The organism is Rhodococcus sp. R1101, from assembly GCF_000278445.1.
In the GTDB taxonomy this organism is placed as follows: domain Bacteria; phylum Actinomycetota; class Actinomycetes; order Mycobacteriales; family Mycobacteriaceae; genus Rhodococcus; species Rhodococcus gordoniae.
Window position 1 is genome coordinate 1 of sequence record NZ_AJVB01000049.1, and the last position, 15,236, is coordinate 15,236.

Here is a 15,236-nt window from a genome sequence, read left to right on the forward strand (position 1 = left end):
TGCAGCAAGGCGGCGGATCCGTCGACGTAGACGTGCAGGTCGACGAGGTTCATCCCGTTGGGCGTGATGAATGCCCAGGCCAGACGGACGACGACCGACAGCGCCAGTAACGCCGCGCACCACCGCATCCGGTGCGAAGCAAACCCTCGTGGCACTGCGGTGCGGCCTCTCCCGTCGAACGTCCGTCCGGTGAACCGGACCCGGCGAAGGAGATTACCGTTCCGATCGGCATACGAACGAACCGGACTTCACTCCCGTAACGATTTCATCTACAGTCACAATCTTCTCAGGCCGGGCGGGTTATGTTCGACAGGATCCGAGGAACGGAACGGCCCGTGGTTACAATCCCGAACCAGCGATGGGCGCGCCGTTCCGAAACGGAAGGCTTGTCCCGTGTGCGGGGGGTCCATAGAGTGTCTCCTCGAGCCGTCAGCATCCGACCGTTCGTCCCGAACGTCCGGATGCTTCAACGACAAGGATGGGGAACAGTGCTTCGTACTCGAGGAATGCGACGGGCGCTCACGCTGTGCGCGCTCGCTGCCACCGCGGGATTGGCCGTGCCTACGCAGGCCGTCGCGCAACCGGCTCCACCCGCATTGCCGGATCTGGCAAGGCTCGTCGAGCTGCCCCGGTTCGAGATTCCCGCCGATCTGTCCGTCGAGTCGTTGACCGACCTTCTGGCCGGAGTCCGGGCGAATCCCGAAGAGGTCGAGGCACTGGCGTCCCTCGCACCCGCGATCATCGGCGCCGCCGCGGGCCCCGCGGATGTCGCCGACGCCGCCGACGGCAAGAACGATCTGCTGGCACAGGCCAAGGAACTGCTCGAGAACTCCCAGCTCCCCGAGTCGGTGAAGAGCACTCTCCAGCGCGTCATCAAGTTCCTCGACGGTAGCGGCGGCGGCGGACCCGACCTTCCCGAGCCCGGCGCCGTGGTGATCTCGCAGTTCCTGTACCCGACCATCGGCAAGGGCTGCATCGGCGACGGCCGGGACTCCGTGGGCACCGCCCTCGCGGTTGCAGGTCCGTCCCAGCTGCCCCCGCCCGGACCGGCCGCAGGCCAGACCGGTTTCGTCTTCACGGCTCTGGGCACCGCTCCCGCGGCCGACGTGCAGGAGCAGCCGCTCACGCTGAGCTGGGTCAATGTCTCCAACGGCCGTACGGGAACGCAGCCGCTCACCAACGACGCGCGGATCAACCCCGACGGCCCGACCACGCTGAGCACGATCGCCGACACCGGTTCGGGTCAGGTTCTCGCCGTGATCTCCGGTGGAATCACCACACAGGCCGAAGGCGCCGACCCGCGTTCGTGCACCTTCCTGCCCACCGTGGGTCTCGTCGCGGTTCCCTGATCGAGCGAAGAACACTTCGACGCATCGAAGGCCGCCGGAAGCACTTTCCGGCGGTCTTCGTCGTTTCTCCCCGACTTCCGTCCCTTCCGTCGCGACCGCCGTGCGTGATAGACCGGAGCATGGCCTTCACCGCGTCGCGCAGCCCGTCGAGTTCCGTGAATTCCCGCCGTTCGGTCCTCTCCGACCGTTCGATCCTCTCGATCGCGTCCGAACGGTCGATCCTGTCGATCGGTTCCTCGTATTCGATCCTGTCGATCGGTAGTTGCGGGTCGGTCCTGTCCGTCGGTTCCGTGGGATCGTTCGGTTCGATGTTGTCCTCGCTGTCGTTCGCGAGCCTCGGTTCGGCGCTGTCGGGCCTGTCGCGCTGGTCGCTGCTGTCGTGGCGCGGCGACCATTCCGCACCCGACGACCATCCGCCGTTCTTCGTCACCGTCGTCGAATCCGAGCCCGACCGGCACTGTCAGGCCTGACGGCAGGGGGTCTGCACCGGACCGGACTGCGGGAAGATGCTAGGGATCGTCGGTTCCGCCGTGTTAGACACGATGTGATCATCATTCGTATCGCGCACGAATTGTCGTCGGCCGCGTCACCCGGCCCCGGACCGAGGAGCCGCATGGCCGTAGAGACACCGATCCCCACCAGGGAGATTCCCGCTCCGCGGGGCATCGTGCCGGTCCTCGCGACCGTCGGTATCAGCGTCGCGCTCATGCAGACCCTGATCGTCCCGATCCTCCCCCGGCTTCCGGTGCTCGTCGGCGCGACCCCTCAGAACACATCCTGGGCCGTGACGGCGACTCTGCTCGCCGGCGCGGTGGTCACTCCGATCAGCGGTCGCCTCGGCGACATGTTCGGCAAGCGCCGAATGCTCCTCGCCTCGCTGGCGACGATGGTCCTCGGTTCGGCCGTGTGCGCACTGTCGTCCACGCTGATCCCGCTCGTCGTGGGCCGTACCCTCCAGGGTGCCGCGGTGGGCGCCATTCCGCTCGGTATCGCGATCCTCCGCGACGAACTGCCCCCGCGCCGCCTGCCCGGCGCGATGGCGACGATCAGCGCGACGATGGGTGTCGGCGGTGCGATCGGATTGCCTCTCGCCGCCTTCGTCGCCCAGGCGACGGACTGGCACATGCTGTTCGTCGCGTCCCTGGTGCTCGGGCTCGTCGGTATCGCCGCGATCCTGCTCGTCGTACCCGAGTCGTCGCGCCGCAATCCGGGACGCTTCGACATCGCCGGGGCGCTGGCACTCTCCGTTGCTCTCGTGCTGTTGCTGCTGCCCGTCACCAAGGGCAACGACTGGGGATGGGCCTCCCCGGCCACCCTCGGGATGCTCGCCGGGGCGCTCGTGGTGTTCCTCGGCTGGGGCCTGTACGAACTGCGGGTGCCGCGACCGCTCGTGGACCTGCGGCTGTCCGCACGCCGGCCGATCCTGATGACGAATCTCGCGTCGGTGGCACTCGGCTTCTCGATGTACTCGAACATCCTGGCGTTCCCACAGCTCCTGATGGCACCCGTGGAGACCGGCTACGGCTTCGGGCAGACGATGGTCACCGCCGGAATCGCGCTCGCCCCCGCCGGGATCGTCATGATGGCGCTGTCTCCCGTCTCCGCCCGCATCACGACGCGGTTCGGGGCCCGCGTGACCCTCGGCTGCGGCGCGGTGTTCGTGGGCCTGGGCTACCTCATGGCGTATGTGCTGTACCGGGAGGTCTGGCACATCGTGGGCGCGTCGATGCTCATCGGCGCCGGTGTGGGCCTCGCCTACGCCGCGATGCCGGCGCTCATCATGGGTGCCGTTCCGCTGCGCGAGTCCGCCGCGGCCAACAGTCTCAACACCCTGATGCGCTCGATCGGCACGACGAGCGCCGCGGCCGTGATCGGCGTGATCCTCGCGGCGATGACCCAGCAGATCGGAGACGCCGTCGTCCCCGCCCTCGGCGCTTTCCGCGCCACCTTCCTCGTCGCGGTGGCAGCGGCGGCGCTGGCACTCGTGTTCACGGCGCTCATTCCGTCGGCGGGCCGGACGCTGCGAGCCGCAGACGAGATCTGACTCCGGGCGTCAGCTGCCCAGGAGCCCCGGGTCGGTGCCCGGTGCGCTGCCTGCGAGCGACCACTGGCCGTAGTCGGGCGTGAGCACGTGGTTGATGTCGACGCCGATACCGTCGATCCGGACCTCGCCCGGGATCTGGTGCAGGTTCGCCCGCGGATGGACGTAGCCCTCGGGCGTGCCCCAGTCGTGCTGCCAGTAGAAGGACCCGAGGGAGACCGCCGACGCCCGGTCGATGGTCGGCGAATTGGCGTACACACCGAGATTCCCGGCTCCCACGACCTCCTGCCAGCCCAGCAGGTACGGCACGATGCGGGTCGTGAACTGCTCCAAGTTCGGGTTGTCGTCGATCGAGGCGTAGATCGGGCGGCCCGCCGGTCCCCCGGCCGCATAGTGCAGTTCGAGACCGCGCCGGGCGTGCTTCAGACCCGCCTCGTAGCCGCCGAGCCAGTCGGCGGTCTCGGCCTTGCCGAACTGATAGCACGAGACCACTTCGAGTCCGCTGCCGATCAGCGCGTCCGCCTCCGATCCGGTGAGCGGCTTGGCCCGCATCCAGGCGGCGTCGGGCCGCGCATCGGACACGTATCGGATGGCGCCGATGTGGCCGGCGGTCCGGATCGAGGAGGGCGACGGCACGGCGGCCGAATAGTCGACGATGGTCCCGAGCACCTGGCGTCCCTGGGCGAGTCCCGGTGCGCCGAGCGCAGAGATCAACGCGACGCCCGATCCGAGCGTCGCGTACCGCAACATGTCCCGCCGCGAAAGGGTCATCGAAACCTGTCCTTCGTATCGCCGTGTGTACGTCCGCCGTATTGCATCACAATCACGGGCGTCCCACCGGCCACACCGGGGAATTCGACCGGTCGCCGCTACGGCGCCGATCCCGGGGAAGCGGGCGTGCTCAGCGACCGGACAGTTCGGCGAAGAAGGCAGGCACCAGGGCGACGTCCTCCACCGTCCGCACGGTGGAACGGACACCGAGGCCGTGTTCCTCGAGCAGATCGCACAAGCCGTCGCCGTCGACGAGATCGATGGGCGGAGCACCGTGCCGGTGCGCTTCGGCGCGCGCGTCCTCGGTGAACGATCCGGTGGAGACGAGCAGGCCCTTCTCTCCGCGCCCGACCATCGCGGCACGGAACTCGCGGACCACGTCGGCACCCGCCTTCTCCGGTGCGCGCAGGAAACGGAAGAAGACGGAGAAGCTCAGCAGCGAGATGCGCAGGACACCGGTGCCCTCGACGTGGCCGACGCCCTCCGGGGCGGGGGATCCACCCGGTGCCGGAATCGTCAGCGTCGTGAATCCCGCCGCGCGCAGCACCGCGGTGGCGAGTCGTTCGAAACCGTCCTCCGAGAGGTCGGCGACGGCAGCGAGGACCGGTTCACGCCACAGTTCGGGATCCTCGGGGGCAGCCGTGAGCGGCACGACCTGCGCGCCCTGCGAGACGTTGCGTACCAGCCGCTTGCGCCGCTTCTCGGCGGTGTACGCGACCTGCATGGGCTTGATCTCCGACTCGCGCACGGCGCGACCGCGCTCGGTCACGCTCCACACGCCGCGGCGCGTGTTCGACAGCAGGCCCATGCCCTTGAGGTAGGTCCGGGCCCAGGCCAGCCGGTATTCGATCTCGGTCCCGGGGCCGTCGCCGTGGAGCACCGCCTGCGCGGCCTCGGACAGTCCCGTCCGGGTGATCACGGCGGAATCGATCTCCTCGATGACACCGGACCCGCCGAGCTCGATCACCGCCTGCACGGTCGGCCAGAGAAGATCCGTATACGGCGGCACCGTGGCCTCGCCACCCCCGGTGTTCCGGACGGAGTGTCCGATCGCGTTCCGGCGCTGCACACCTTCCCCTAACGTCGCGGCCGTGCGGCCGCACTATCGGTCCTGCACATAGGCAACAACCTTATCCGATGCACGGCCCCCACCCGCGGGTGAAGGACCTGGCGAGTCGAATCACGAACCGAACCCCCACCCACGGTTCTAGGATTTCCCCACGGGATCTTTCGCCTCCACCGAAGCGAGCCGCCATGCATCGTCCGGCGCCTGTCGACCTGGCACACCATCCGCATCTCAGTGGTCTGTTCGCACCTCAACGCGAGGAAGTGGACGTCCGCGATCTGGAGGTTCGCGGGGAACTCCCCGCCGACCTGCGCGGAAGCTATCTCCGCAACGGTCCCAATCCGCGCTTCGACCCGATCGGTCACTACGTCCATCCGATCGACGGCGACGGCATGGTCCACCGCGTGCAGATCTCCGACGGCACCGCCCGCTACACGAACCGGTTCGTGCGAACCCCGCAGGTCGTCGCGGAGGAGAAGGCGGGCCGTGCCCTGTGGGCCGGTATCACCGATCCCTATTTTCCTCCGGAGGAGGAAGTCGGCCCGGATCTTGCGAACACCATGCGTGAACTGCCCGACATCAACATCGTCCGGCACGGCGGACGGCTCATGGCGATGGCCGAGGCCGCGCCCCCGTACGCCCTGGGGTCCGAACTCGAGACGCTCGGACGCGAGACCTTCGACGGAACCCTGCCGGTCGGGCTGACGGCGCACCCGAAGATCGATCCGCGCACCGGGGAGATGATCGCGTTCTGCTACATGCTCGACCCGCCGTATCTGACCTGGTCGGCCGTTGCACCGGATGGGACGGTGACGCGGGCGGCGACCCCGGTCGACGGTGCCGACCGGCCGTTGATGATCCACGACATGGCGCTGACGCCGACCTACATCGTCCTGATCCTGGCTCCGCTCGTGTTCGATCTCTCGCAGATCTTCTCCGGCGGGTCACCGCTCGACTGGAAGCCCGACCTCGGGGTGCGGGTCGCGCTCGTGCCCCGCGACGGCAGCGCGGTGCGCTGGTTCTCGACCGACACCTTCTGGATGTGGCACACCGCCAACGCGTTCGACCTGCCCGACGGGGATGTCGCGCTCGACTACGTGGAGTGGAGTTATCCGGGCGCGCTGACCGAGAAGTCGGGCCCGAACCGCTCCGTGCTGCGTCGCGCCGTGATCGGCCGCAACGGCGTGACCCGCACGACCCTGCACGAACGCGACATCGAGTTCCCCCGCATCGACGACCGGTCGACCACCCTCGAGCACTCCGCCGTCGCGACCATCGGACGCAGCGGATCACAGAAACTCCCTGCGGGAGCAGCAGATTCACTCTTCTGGTTCGACGTCGCGTCCGGCACGGAATCGGTCTGGGCGCACGAGACGCTCTCCCCCGGCGAACCCGTCTGTCTGAGCGGCGGATCGGGCGGCTACTGGGGCGCGATCGCGACCGACCGGGCGGATATGACGAGCTGGTTCCTCGTCTTCCCCGAGACCGACCCGGCGGCGGGTCCGATCGCGCGGGTGCGTCTGCCGATCCGCGTTCCGGCCGGCCTGCACGGGGCCTGGCTCCCGTCGGACGGAGAGTGACTCCGGCTAGTTTGGGAGGATGGGTTTCACACGAGCCGAACTCGAGTCCTTCCGCGACGCGGTGATCCCCGATCTCGTCGCACCCGGCTGCCGCCTGCTGTTCGTCGGGATCAATCCGGGTCTGTGGACCGCGGCGACGGGAGCCCACTTCGCGCGGCCCGGAAATCGCTTCTATCCCGCCCTGTTCCGTGCCGGCATCGTCGACCGGCTCATCGACGCGTCGTCCGGCATGAACGACGCCGACCGCGACCACCTGCTCGAGCGGGGTGTGGGCATCACGAATCTGGCGCCGCGTGCGACGGCCCGCGCCGACGAACTCACCGACGAGGAACTCCGCGAGGGCGGACGTCGTCTGGCGAAGGTGGTGGCGGAGTTCCGGCCCCGCGCCGTGGCGGTCGCGGGCATCACCGCCTACCGCGCGGCCTTCGGGCGGCGCAAGGCGAAGGCCGGGCGGCAGGACGACACGATCGGCGACGTCCCGCTGTGGGTGGTGCCCAATCCGAGTGGACTCAACGCCCACGAAACCGTCGACTCGTTGGCGCGGGCCTACACCGAACCCGCACGGGCCGCCGGCATCCTGCCCTGAACTCCCGCCGCCCGTACCGGTTACCGCTCGGCGCCGAGCACCTTGTCGAGGAAGTGTGTCGCGCGGTAGCCGGGTGGGGTGCCCTGCACCAGGATCGCCGATCCATCGGAGTTCTCGGTGCGGAGGGGAAGGATCTCCTGGTACTCGGCCGAGTGGTACCAGCCGCGCGCTCGTTCCATATCGGGGAACTCGATCACGACGAGATTGCCGGGGAACGGCCCCTCCGTCACCTCGGGATCGGTGCCGTGCACGAGGAAGCGACCGCCGTACGGAACGAGCGTATCGTCGATCCTCTCGAGGTACCGGACGATGTCGTCGCCGAAGTCGACCTTGCGAAGATGAGCCACTGCGTATGCGTTCATGGGGACCACCGTGCTCCCCTCGGTGCACGGAGTCGATTACCCGAGAAGTAATGGTGACCGCTCCCCCTGCCGTCTAGGTTCGGGGCATGACCACGGTCGACGCTCCCCATGCCGGCGCGCTGCTGCGGACGTGGCGGGAACGACGCGGGCTGAGCCAGCTCGCCCTGGCGCACACCGCCGGCATCTCGCCGCGACATCTCAGTTTCGTCGAGACCGGCAGGTCGCGTCCGTCGCGCAGGACGGTGCTCACGTTGTGCGAGCATCTGGAGATTCCGTTGCGCGAACGCAATTCGATCCTCCTGGCGGCGGGTCTGGCACCGGCCTATCCCGAGCATCACCTCGGCGATGTACCGATGTCCGCGGTCTCCGATGCGATCACCCGGATTCTCACCCTGCACAACCCGTTTCCTGCGCTCGTCGTCGACCGGCACTGGACGATGGTCGACGCGAACGACGCGGTCGTCGCACTTGTCGAGGGGTGCGCTCCGGAACTGCTCGAGCCACCGGTGAACGTCCTGCGACTGACCCTGCATCCGCGCGGCCTCGCCCCGCGCATCGCCGATGCGGGACAGTGGCGCGCCCACCTCCTCGCCCGCCTGGAGCACCAGATCGGGGCGACCGGCGATCCGGAACTGAAGCGGCTGCACGGCGAACTCGTCGGTTATCCCTGCGACGCTTCGGCCCCCGAGGACGTCCCGCACTCTCTCGTCGTGCCGTTCCGTCTGCGCACCGAGCGCGGCGAGTTGTCGTTCCTGAGTACGACGACCCTGTTCGGCACTCCCCTCGACGTGACGGTATCCGAGCTCGCGATCGAGGCGTTCTACCCGGCCGACGCCGCGACGTCGCAGGCACTCGTGCGGGGTTCGCATCTCGATCCCGCCTCGCACGTGGAGGTTCCGCGCTAACGTGGGAGGTGCGCTGCTGCCGAGCGGATCATGCGGAGGACACCGACATGAGTACTGCGAAATGGTGGGTTCTCGACGAGCGGGGTTCCGGCTTCGCCCTCGAACATCGCCCTTCCGGCGACGTCGTACTGATGAACACCGCGACCTCGGAGGAACACGTCCTGCACGGCTACGTGTGGAAGCACTGTCCGCACTTCGGCCTGCAGATCCAGAGCGAGGGACCGCCGCCGTACGGGCCGTGGGTGGAGAATCCCGAGGATTGAATTCCTGTCACGGGATCACCCGTAACGGGGTGTGCTCGCCGGTGGCGGTGTCGATCAGCACCGCGCGGTTCAGCGTCGCCTCCATCGGGAGCACGTCGTATACGACGGCACCGAGACGGTCGAGTTCCTCGCGTCTGGTTCGAGGACTCAGCGAACAGTGCGGGGTCCAGCGTCCGGGTATGTAGTAGCGGTGCAGGTCCGCTCCCGTCGCCGTCACGACCTGCACGACGCGGGTCTGCCGCTGCACGAGTTCGGCCGAGGGGGCCGGCACGAGCGACGCGCGGCCGCGCCGGAACAAACCGAGCGCATCGATGTAGACCCGGACCGGTCCCCCGTCCGGCACGTCCCCGAGAGCCGCGACGACGCCGGGCAGGTCGTAGCTTCGCAGCACCGCGTAGGAGAGATGCGGGACGTGTCTGCGGTGTGTGTGGGTGAGCAGGGTGGGGATGCCGTCGTCCTCGAGCCGGCCCCACAATCGCCGTATCGCGCGATCGGTCTCGGTGTCGAACAGGAGGCAGACCGCCAGCGCCATCAGTTGAGGGTCGCGTGCCAGACGAGTGCGGCGGCGAGCGCGCCCGCCCCGTTGAGCGACCAGTGCAGGGCGATGGGCGCGAGGATGCTGCCGCTGCGCCGGCGCAGCCACGTGAAGACGAAGCCCGCCGCGGCAGTCGCGATCACCGCGCCGACGATGCCGGCGACCTGCGCGAGCAGGCCGGCGCCGAGGAACGCGCTGAGGCCCGCGTTGCCCGCGGTGAGCCCGAACGACGACGCGACGTGCCACAGGCCGAACAACAGGGATCCCGCGGCGAAGACCCCACGCGCGCCCCACACCCGCTCGAGGGTTCCGTGGAGCACTCCGCGGAAGGCGAGTTCTTCGGGGATGACGGTCTGGAGCGGGATGATGATCATCGAGGCGACCAGGGCGCCGGAGATCGTGGCGTAGCGCTCGGAGAGGAAGAACTGCCTGGTGAAGGGCAGAGCGATACCGATGGCGACTACCGTCAGGACGAGAACCACGGCCGCGACGGAGTACAGCGTCCCCCGCTTCCAGTGCCGGGGCGACAGGCCGAGTTCGGACCAGCGCATGCCGCGTCGACGCATCATCGCGACCAGCACGCAGGCTGCGATCGGCACGGTCGCGATCGAAGCCCACGTCGTCGTGAAGTGGGCGATGAGATTGGTGGTGACGAGCACCGTGATCACCACGGCGAGATCGATCCACGCGTGGAAACGGGGCAGCCATGCCAGCGACGGCAGGCGTCCGGCCTCGGGCGAGGGCAACCGTTCGATTTCTACGGTCACGTGCAATCCCTCCGGCAATTCTCGAACATCCGGTCAAGTGTACGGTTCGGGGCCGGCCGGGCGCCGTGACGCAGACCACTCCGGCCTCGATTCCTTTCAGGATTCCCACTCTCGACGTCATGGACACACCACCGAACACCGCGAGATCCGGGTCACATTCGGAGTGCAGGCCGAGTCCGTCACATGCCCCGTTGTCAACCCCTTGCGTCCGCGCCGCTAACGTGTATGGCGATCACCAGCCCTCTTCCAGGAGAAACAATGGCCGACTTCCTCTACGAGGACCTGCTGCCGATCGGGGGAAGACCCCACCGAGTATCGGCTCCTGACCACCGAGGGGGTGTCCACCGTCGAAGGACCCGACGGCCGCACCTTCCTGAAGGTCGAGCCCGAGGCCATGCGCCTGCTCACCGAGACCGCGCTGCACGACATCTCCCACTATCTGCGCACGGATCATCTGAAGCAGCTGGCGAGCATCCTCGAGGATCCCGAGGCGTCGAACAACGACAAGTTCGTCGCACTCGATCTCCTGAAGAACGCGAACATCGCGGCCGGTGGAGTACTGCCGATGTGCCAGGACACCGGCACCGCCATCGTCATGGGCAAGCGTGGCCAGCACGTGCTCACCCCGGGCGACGACGAGGAGTCCATCGCGCGCGGCGTGTACGACGCGTACACGAAGCTGAACCTGCGGTACTCGCAGAACGCTCCGCTGACGATGTGGGACGAGAAGAACACGGGCAACAACCTGCCGGCGCAGATCGAGCTGTACGCGGACACCGCGAAGGGCCACGAGAACGCCTACAAGTTCCTGTTCATGGCCAAGGGCGGCGGATCGGCCAACAAGTCGTATCTGTACCAGGAGACGAAGGCCATCCTGAACCCGGACTCGATGATGCAGTTCCTCGAGGCCAAGATCCGCTCGCTCGGCACCGCGGCGTGCCCGCCCTACCACCTCGCGATCGTCGTCGGCGGCACGTCGGCCGAGTTCGCGCTGAAGACGGCCAAGTACGCCTCGGCGCACTACCTCGACGAGCTGCCCACCGAGGGCGCCATCACCGGCCGCGGTTTCCGCGATCTCGAACTCGAGAAGAAGGTCTTCGAGCTCACGCAGAAGATCGGTATCGGCGCGCAGTTCGGCGGCAAGTACTTCTGCCACGACGTCCGCGTCGTCCGCCTGCCGCGCCACGGCGCGTCGCTGCCCGTCGCGATCGCCGTCTCGTGCTCGGCCGACCGTCAGGCCAAGGCCAAGATCACTCCCGAGGGCGTTTTCCTCGAGCAGCTCGAATTCAACCCGGGCCAGTTCCTGCCCGAGGTCACCGACACCCAGCTCGACTCCGAGACGTCGGGCGTCTCGGGCACCGGCAAGGGCGCCGCGGTCAAGATCGACCTGACCCGGCCGATGCCGGAGATCCTTGCCGAGCTGTCCAAGCACCCGGTCAAGACGCGCCTGTCGCTCACCGGCCCGCTGGTCGTGGCGCGCGACATCGCGCACGCGAAGATCAAGGAGCGCCTCGACGCCGGTGAGGAGATGCCGCAGTACCTGAAGGATCACCCGGTCTACTACGCCGGCCCCGCGAAGACCCCCGAGGGTCTGGCGTCGGGTTCGTTCGGCCCGACGACGGCCGGTCGCATGGACTCCTACGTCGACCAGTTCCAGGCAGCCGGTGGCTCGATGGTGATGCTCGCAAAGGGCAACCGCTCCAAGCAGGTCACCGACGCGTGCCATACGTACGGCGGCTTCTACCTCGGTTCGATCGGCGGTCCGGCTGCGCGCCTGGCGCTCGACTGCATCAAGAACGTCGAGGTCGTCGAGTACGAGGAACTCGGCATGGAAGCGGTGTGGAAGATCGAGGTCGAGGACTTCCCCGCGTTCATCGTCGTCGACGACAAGGGCAACGACTTCTTCGCGCACACCGGAGAGGTCACGCTCACGGTCGGCAAGCGCCCCGGCCTGTAGACAGGCCGGAGAGCACAGCCCCAGAACGGCCCGGCAGGATTCCTGCCGGGCCGTTCTGTGTGGGGACCTCCGTACTCACCGCGCGGACGGAAACACGCTGCCGGAGCGTGTGCTTGCATCCTCCACGCGAGCGAATTCGGACTCAGGCGGCGCAGGTATGCGTCCGCGCGAGCACGGCGGGCGACTGCACCACCACCTGCTGCAGGAAGTCGAGGACGATACCCGCTGCCGGCTCGGCACCGGGCGCGAGCACCGCGCACAACGCGCAGTACTGGTCGTCGCTCATCACGGGCGCGATACGGAAATGCGTGGTCATCGCGAGCGTGAAGTCGACCCCGAAGTCGCGGGCGCGGACGCGCAGCTGCGGGCCGTGCTCCCCCGCGATCAGGCAGATCTCGAAGACGGCGCGGCCGGCGGTGTGCTCGAACGACGCGGCCGGGACGCGGTTGCGGACCATCTGGCGATAGAGAGGCCGCAGTCCGCCGAGCACGACCGGCGGAAGCGTCACTGCCCGAGGACGGTCGGCGGTGAACATGTGATCACTCCTTCAACCACGCGACCGCACCGGGTCGCACACTTTTTCTGGAATAAATCCAATAACTGGAACTATTCCAGAAAAACGATCGGGGTGCAACCGTCCTCGTGGCCGCTCATCCGACCCGCCCGTCGCGGGCCGTGAGGCCGTCCCACCGGATCAGTCGCCCGCGGACCGGACGGCACCGACCACCGCTGCGACGAGGAGGGCCAGCACCAGAACCAAGAGCAGAACCGGGCCGAGGAGCAGGACCGCCGCGATCAGGACGGCCAGGCCGATCTTGGCCTTGGTGCTCAATCCGGAGATCAACCCGCCCAGGGCGGCGAGGGCAGGGTTGCGACCCTCCAACGCGGCCCGGATGCCGGCGAGGACCGCGTGCAATCCCACGCCGCCGCTGGTGACCTCACCGAGGAGCGAGTCCACCCATTCGCGGATGCGGCGGGTCAGTTTCTTTCCGGGTCTCCGCAGCGCGCCCAGTGCGGTGCGGGCACACGCCCGCACCGCATCCCGCAGCATGTCGACGAGCGATGACGATGTCGGTTGTGTTTGCTCGGCCCGTGTCTGCTCGGGTCGCGCCCGCTCCCGCGCGGCGCGGGTCGGTCTTTCGGTCTCCTTCACGGGCCGACGTGGCCGGTGCGTCTCCCTCGGCGAAGTCGACTTCGAACGAGGGCGGGGCGCCGCCTCGGTCCGGGGCGATGTCCGGGCCGTCGACCGGGTGGTGGATCGCGTCGTGGTGCGCCTCGAGCCGGGTTCGGAATCGCGAGATCGACGCCGCGTCGCAGATGCTGCGTCGCGAGACCGACGCCGCGTCGCGGGTTCCGCGTCACGAGATCGGTGCCGCGTCGCGGGTTCCGCGTCACGAGATCGGTGCCGCGTCGCGGGTTCCGGGTCACGGGGTCGACGGCTGCGCGTCCGCGCGGGCTCGGTCGTGGTCTCCGTCTTCTCGCGCGTCGCGGCCGGACGCCGCGCCGGACGAGAGGTTCGGCGAGGTTCGTTCTGCCGAGCACTCATACCGCTCGCCTTCTCTCCTGGACGGGCACGGTGCCTTTCAGTGAACGCCGGATTCCGGGTCCGGTCAATGTGGAACGGCCCCGTCGACCGGAGTACGGAACAGGTGGACCTTCTTCAAGATCGGCAACTGCCCTTGGAAGAATGGGCATCGCCCTCACAGCACACGGGGAGGTGTGCGCATCATCGTTCGCGACGGGGAGTACGCGCGCGACGTAATCCGAAGGAGCACCGACCAAGGTGACCGAGCACTTCAGTTTCGAAACACTCACGCCCACGGCATTTCTCGACCGTTCCGCCCGGGTCTTCCGTGACGACCTCGCGGTGGTGGACGGAGACATCCGCCGCACCTACGCCGAACTGCGCGATCGGTGCCTGCGGCAGTCGGGCATGTTGCACGCTCTCGGCGTCGAACCCGGCGACCGTGTCGCGGTGCTCGCGCCGAACACCTCGCTGATGCTCGAGGCGCACTACGGCGTGCTCTACGCAGGCGCCGTGCTCGTCTCGCTCAACACTCGCCTCACCGCGCCGGAACTCCGGTTCGTCCTCGAGCACTCGGGCAGCCGGGTCCTGCTCGTCGAGCAGTCGCTGGCCGACCTGGCCAGCGAGGCGACGGCCGGCCTGCCGTCGATCGCCGTCGTCGGCGACGACTACGAGGGCAGGCTCGCGGAGGCCCGCCACCGGTACGTGCCGCTCGCCGACGAGCGCAGCATGATCGCTCTGAACTACACGTCCGGCACCACCGGTGATCCGAAGGGCGTGATGTACCACGCGCGCGGCGCTTACCTGCAGGCCCTGGCGATGGTCGCACACTTCGGGCTGGACAGCGGATCCGCCTATCTGTGGACGCTGCCGATGTTCCACTGCAACGGCTGGACGTTCACCTGGGCGGTCACCGCGGCCGGTGGCACGCACGTGTGCCTGCCCAAAGTCGATCCCGAACGGATCTGGGATCTCGTGCGCACCGAGAACGTCACGCACCTGTGCGGCGCGCCGACCGTGCTCGCGTCGCTGGTGGACGCCCCCACTGCCGGCGGCATCGACCACCGTGTGGTCGCCGCCATCGGTGGCGCACCACCGGCGCCCGCCCTCATCGAGCGGTGCACCGCCCTCGGACTCGACATCACCCACCTGTACGGGCTCACCGAGACGTACGGCCCGGCGGCGATCTGCGAGTGGCGTTCGGAGTGGGACGTCCTCCCCGAGGACGAGAAGGCACGGCTGCGTTCCCGGCAGGGTGTCGGCAATATCGTGGCAGGTGAAGTCCGCATCGTCGACGCGATGGGATCCGACGTTCCGGCCGACGGTGAGACGTCCGGCGAGATCGCACTGCGCGGCAACAATGTGATGCTCGGCTACTACAACAACCCGGACGCAACCGCCCGCGCGGTGCCGGACGGCTGGTTCCGCACCGGCGACATCGGCGTCATGCATCCGGACGGCTACATCGAGATCCGCGACCGCGCCAAGGACGTCATCATCTCCGGCGGCGAGAACATCTCGTCCGTCGA

15 protein-coding genes and 2 pseudogenes are annotated in these 15,236 nt (G+C 68.2%); 9 read left to right on the forward strand and 8 right to left on the reverse strand.

The window, feature by feature from the left end:
• Positions 1 to 128: pseudogene (locus R1101_RS30870) on the reverse strand (mannosyltransferase); the annotation flags it as partial.
• 378 nt (positions 129 to 506) lie between these two features.
• Here R1101_RS30870 and R1101_RS0106065 point away from each other — a divergent pair.
• From R1101_RS0106065 to R1101_RS0106075, 3 genes are all read left to right on the forward strand, one after another.
• Positions 507 to 1,349 carry an Rv1157c family protein gene (locus tag R1101_RS0106065; RefSeq protein ID WP_016932572.1) on the forward strand — a complete coding sequence of 281 codons (843 nt, stop codon included), beginning with the start codon at positions 507 to 509 and terminating at the stop codon, positions 1,347 to 1,349.
• 119 nt (positions 1,350 to 1,468) lie between these two features.
• Positions 1,469 to 1,819, forward strand: a complete 351-nt coding sequence (locus R1101_RS0106070; protein WP_016932573.1) for a hypothetical protein — start codon at positions 1,469 to 1,471, stop codon at positions 1,817 to 1,819.
• Positions 1,820 to 1,962: 143 nt separating this feature from the next.
• A complete protein-coding gene (locus R1101_RS0106075; RefSeq protein ID WP_026002940.1) occupies positions 1,963 to 3,393 on the forward strand; it encodes an MFS transporter in 1,431 nt (476 codons plus the stop codon).
• A 9-nt stretch (positions 3,394 to 3,402) separates the two neighbouring features.
• On the opposite strand, the gene R1101_RS0106080 is transcribed toward R1101_RS0106075, so the two are convergent.
• Together R1101_RS0106080 and R1101_RS0106085 are read right to left on the reverse strand one after the other, a co-directional pair.
• On the reverse strand, positions 3,403 to 4,161 hold the full coding sequence (locus R1101_RS0106080; RefSeq protein ID WP_026002941.1) for a DUF1906 domain-containing protein: 759 nt from the start codon (positions 4,159 to 4,161) through the stop codon (positions 3,403 to 3,405).
• A 130-nt stretch (positions 4,162 to 4,291) separates the two neighbouring features.
• Positions 4,292 to 5,230 carry a winged helix-turn-helix domain-containing protein gene (locus R1101_RS0106085; RefSeq protein WP_016932576.1) on the reverse strand — a complete coding sequence of 313 codons (939 nt, stop codon included), beginning with the start codon at positions 5,228 to 5,230 and terminating at the stop codon, positions 4,292 to 4,294.
• Positions 5,231 to 5,415: 185 nt separating this feature from the next.
• On the opposite strand from R1101_RS0106085, the gene R1101_RS0106090 reads away from it, so the two are divergent.
• Positions 5,416 to 6,807 carry a carotenoid oxygenase family protein gene (locus tag R1101_RS0106090; protein WP_016932577.1) on the forward strand — a complete coding sequence of 464 codons (1,392 nt, stop codon included), beginning with the start codon at positions 5,416 to 5,418 and terminating at the stop codon, positions 6,805 to 6,807.
• Between the two features lie 19 nt (positions 6,808 to 6,826).
• Positions 6,827 to 7,393 carry a G/U mismatch-specific DNA glycosylase gene (gene mug, locus R1101_RS0106095; RefSeq protein ID WP_016932578.1) on the forward strand — a complete coding sequence of 189 codons (567 nt, stop codon included), beginning with the start codon at positions 6,827 to 6,829 and terminating at the stop codon, positions 7,391 to 7,393.
• A 20-nt stretch (positions 7,394 to 7,413) separates the two neighbouring features.
• Here mug and R1101_RS0106100 read toward each other — a convergent pair whose 3' ends face one another.
• Positions 7,414 to 7,755 carry a DUF1330 domain-containing protein gene (locus tag R1101_RS0106100; RefSeq protein ID WP_016932579.1) on the reverse strand — a complete coding sequence of 114 codons (342 nt, stop codon included), beginning with the start codon at positions 7,753 to 7,755 and terminating at the stop codon, positions 7,414 to 7,416.
• 86 nt (positions 7,756 to 7,841) lie between these two features.
• Here R1101_RS0106100 and R1101_RS0106105 point away from each other — a divergent pair, with 86 nt between their 5' ends.
• Both R1101_RS0106105 and R1101_RS0106110 read left to right on the forward strand, forming a co-directional pair.
• Positions 7,842 to 8,660, forward strand: a complete 819-nt coding sequence (locus R1101_RS0106105) for a helix-turn-helix domain-containing protein (RefSeq protein WP_016932580.1) — start codon at positions 7,842 to 7,844, stop codon at positions 8,658 to 8,660.
• Between the two features lie 47 nt (positions 8,661 to 8,707).
• Positions 8,708 to 8,923 carry a hypothetical protein gene (locus R1101_RS0106110; protein WP_016932581.1) on the forward strand — a complete coding sequence of 72 codons (216 nt, stop codon included), beginning with the start codon at positions 8,708 to 8,710 and terminating at the stop codon, positions 8,921 to 8,923.
• Positions 8,924 to 8,930: 7 nt separating this feature from the next.
• On the opposite strand, the gene R1101_RS0106115 is transcribed toward R1101_RS0106110, so the two are convergent.
• Together R1101_RS0106115 and R1101_RS0106120 are read right to left on the reverse strand one after the other, a co-directional pair.
• The gene (locus tag R1101_RS0106115) at positions 8,931 to 9,455 is read right to left on the reverse strand and encodes a 2'-5' RNA ligase family protein (protein WP_016932582.1); all 525 of its coding nucleotides are present in this window, start codon (positions 9,453 to 9,455) and stop codon (positions 8,931 to 8,933) included.
• Positions 9,455 to 10,204 (reverse strand): CPBP family intramembrane glutamic endopeptidase, encoded by a 750-nt coding sequence (locus tag R1101_RS0106120; protein ID WP_232284686.1) that lies wholly within the window; start codon positions 10,202 to 10,204, stop codon positions 9,455 to 9,457. The genes R1101_RS0106115 and R1101_RS0106120 overlap by 1 nt, the downstream gene beginning before the upstream one ends.
• 279 nt (positions 10,205 to 10,483) lie before the next feature.
• Here R1101_RS0106120 and R1101_RS25965 point away from each other — a divergent pair.
• Positions 10,484 to 12,182 (forward strand): annotated as a pseudogene (locus tag R1101_RS25965) (fumarate hydratase).
• A gap of 142 nt (positions 12,183 to 12,324) precedes the next feature.
• On the opposite strand, the gene R1101_RS0106130 reads toward R1101_RS25965, so the two are convergent.
• Both R1101_RS0106130 and R1101_RS0106135 read right to left on the reverse strand, forming a co-directional pair.
• On the reverse strand, positions 12,325 to 12,717 hold the full coding sequence (locus tag R1101_RS0106130; RefSeq protein ID WP_016932585.1) for a hypothetical protein: 393 nt from the start codon (positions 12,715 to 12,717) through the stop codon (positions 12,325 to 12,327).
• Positions 12,718 to 12,876: 159 nt separating this feature from the next.
• Complete coding sequence (locus R1101_RS0106135; protein WP_232284685.1) at positions 12,877 to 13,335, reverse strand: hypothetical protein; 459 nt, start codon at positions 13,333 to 13,335, stop codon at positions 12,877 to 12,879.
• A 630-nt stretch (positions 13,336 to 13,965) separates the two neighbouring features.
• Here R1101_RS0106135 and R1101_RS0106145 point away from each other — a divergent pair.
• Positions 13,966 to 15,236: AMP-binding protein (locus R1101_RS0106145; RefSeq protein ID WP_016932588.1), on the forward strand; the 1,271-nt coding region annotated here is incomplete at its 3' end.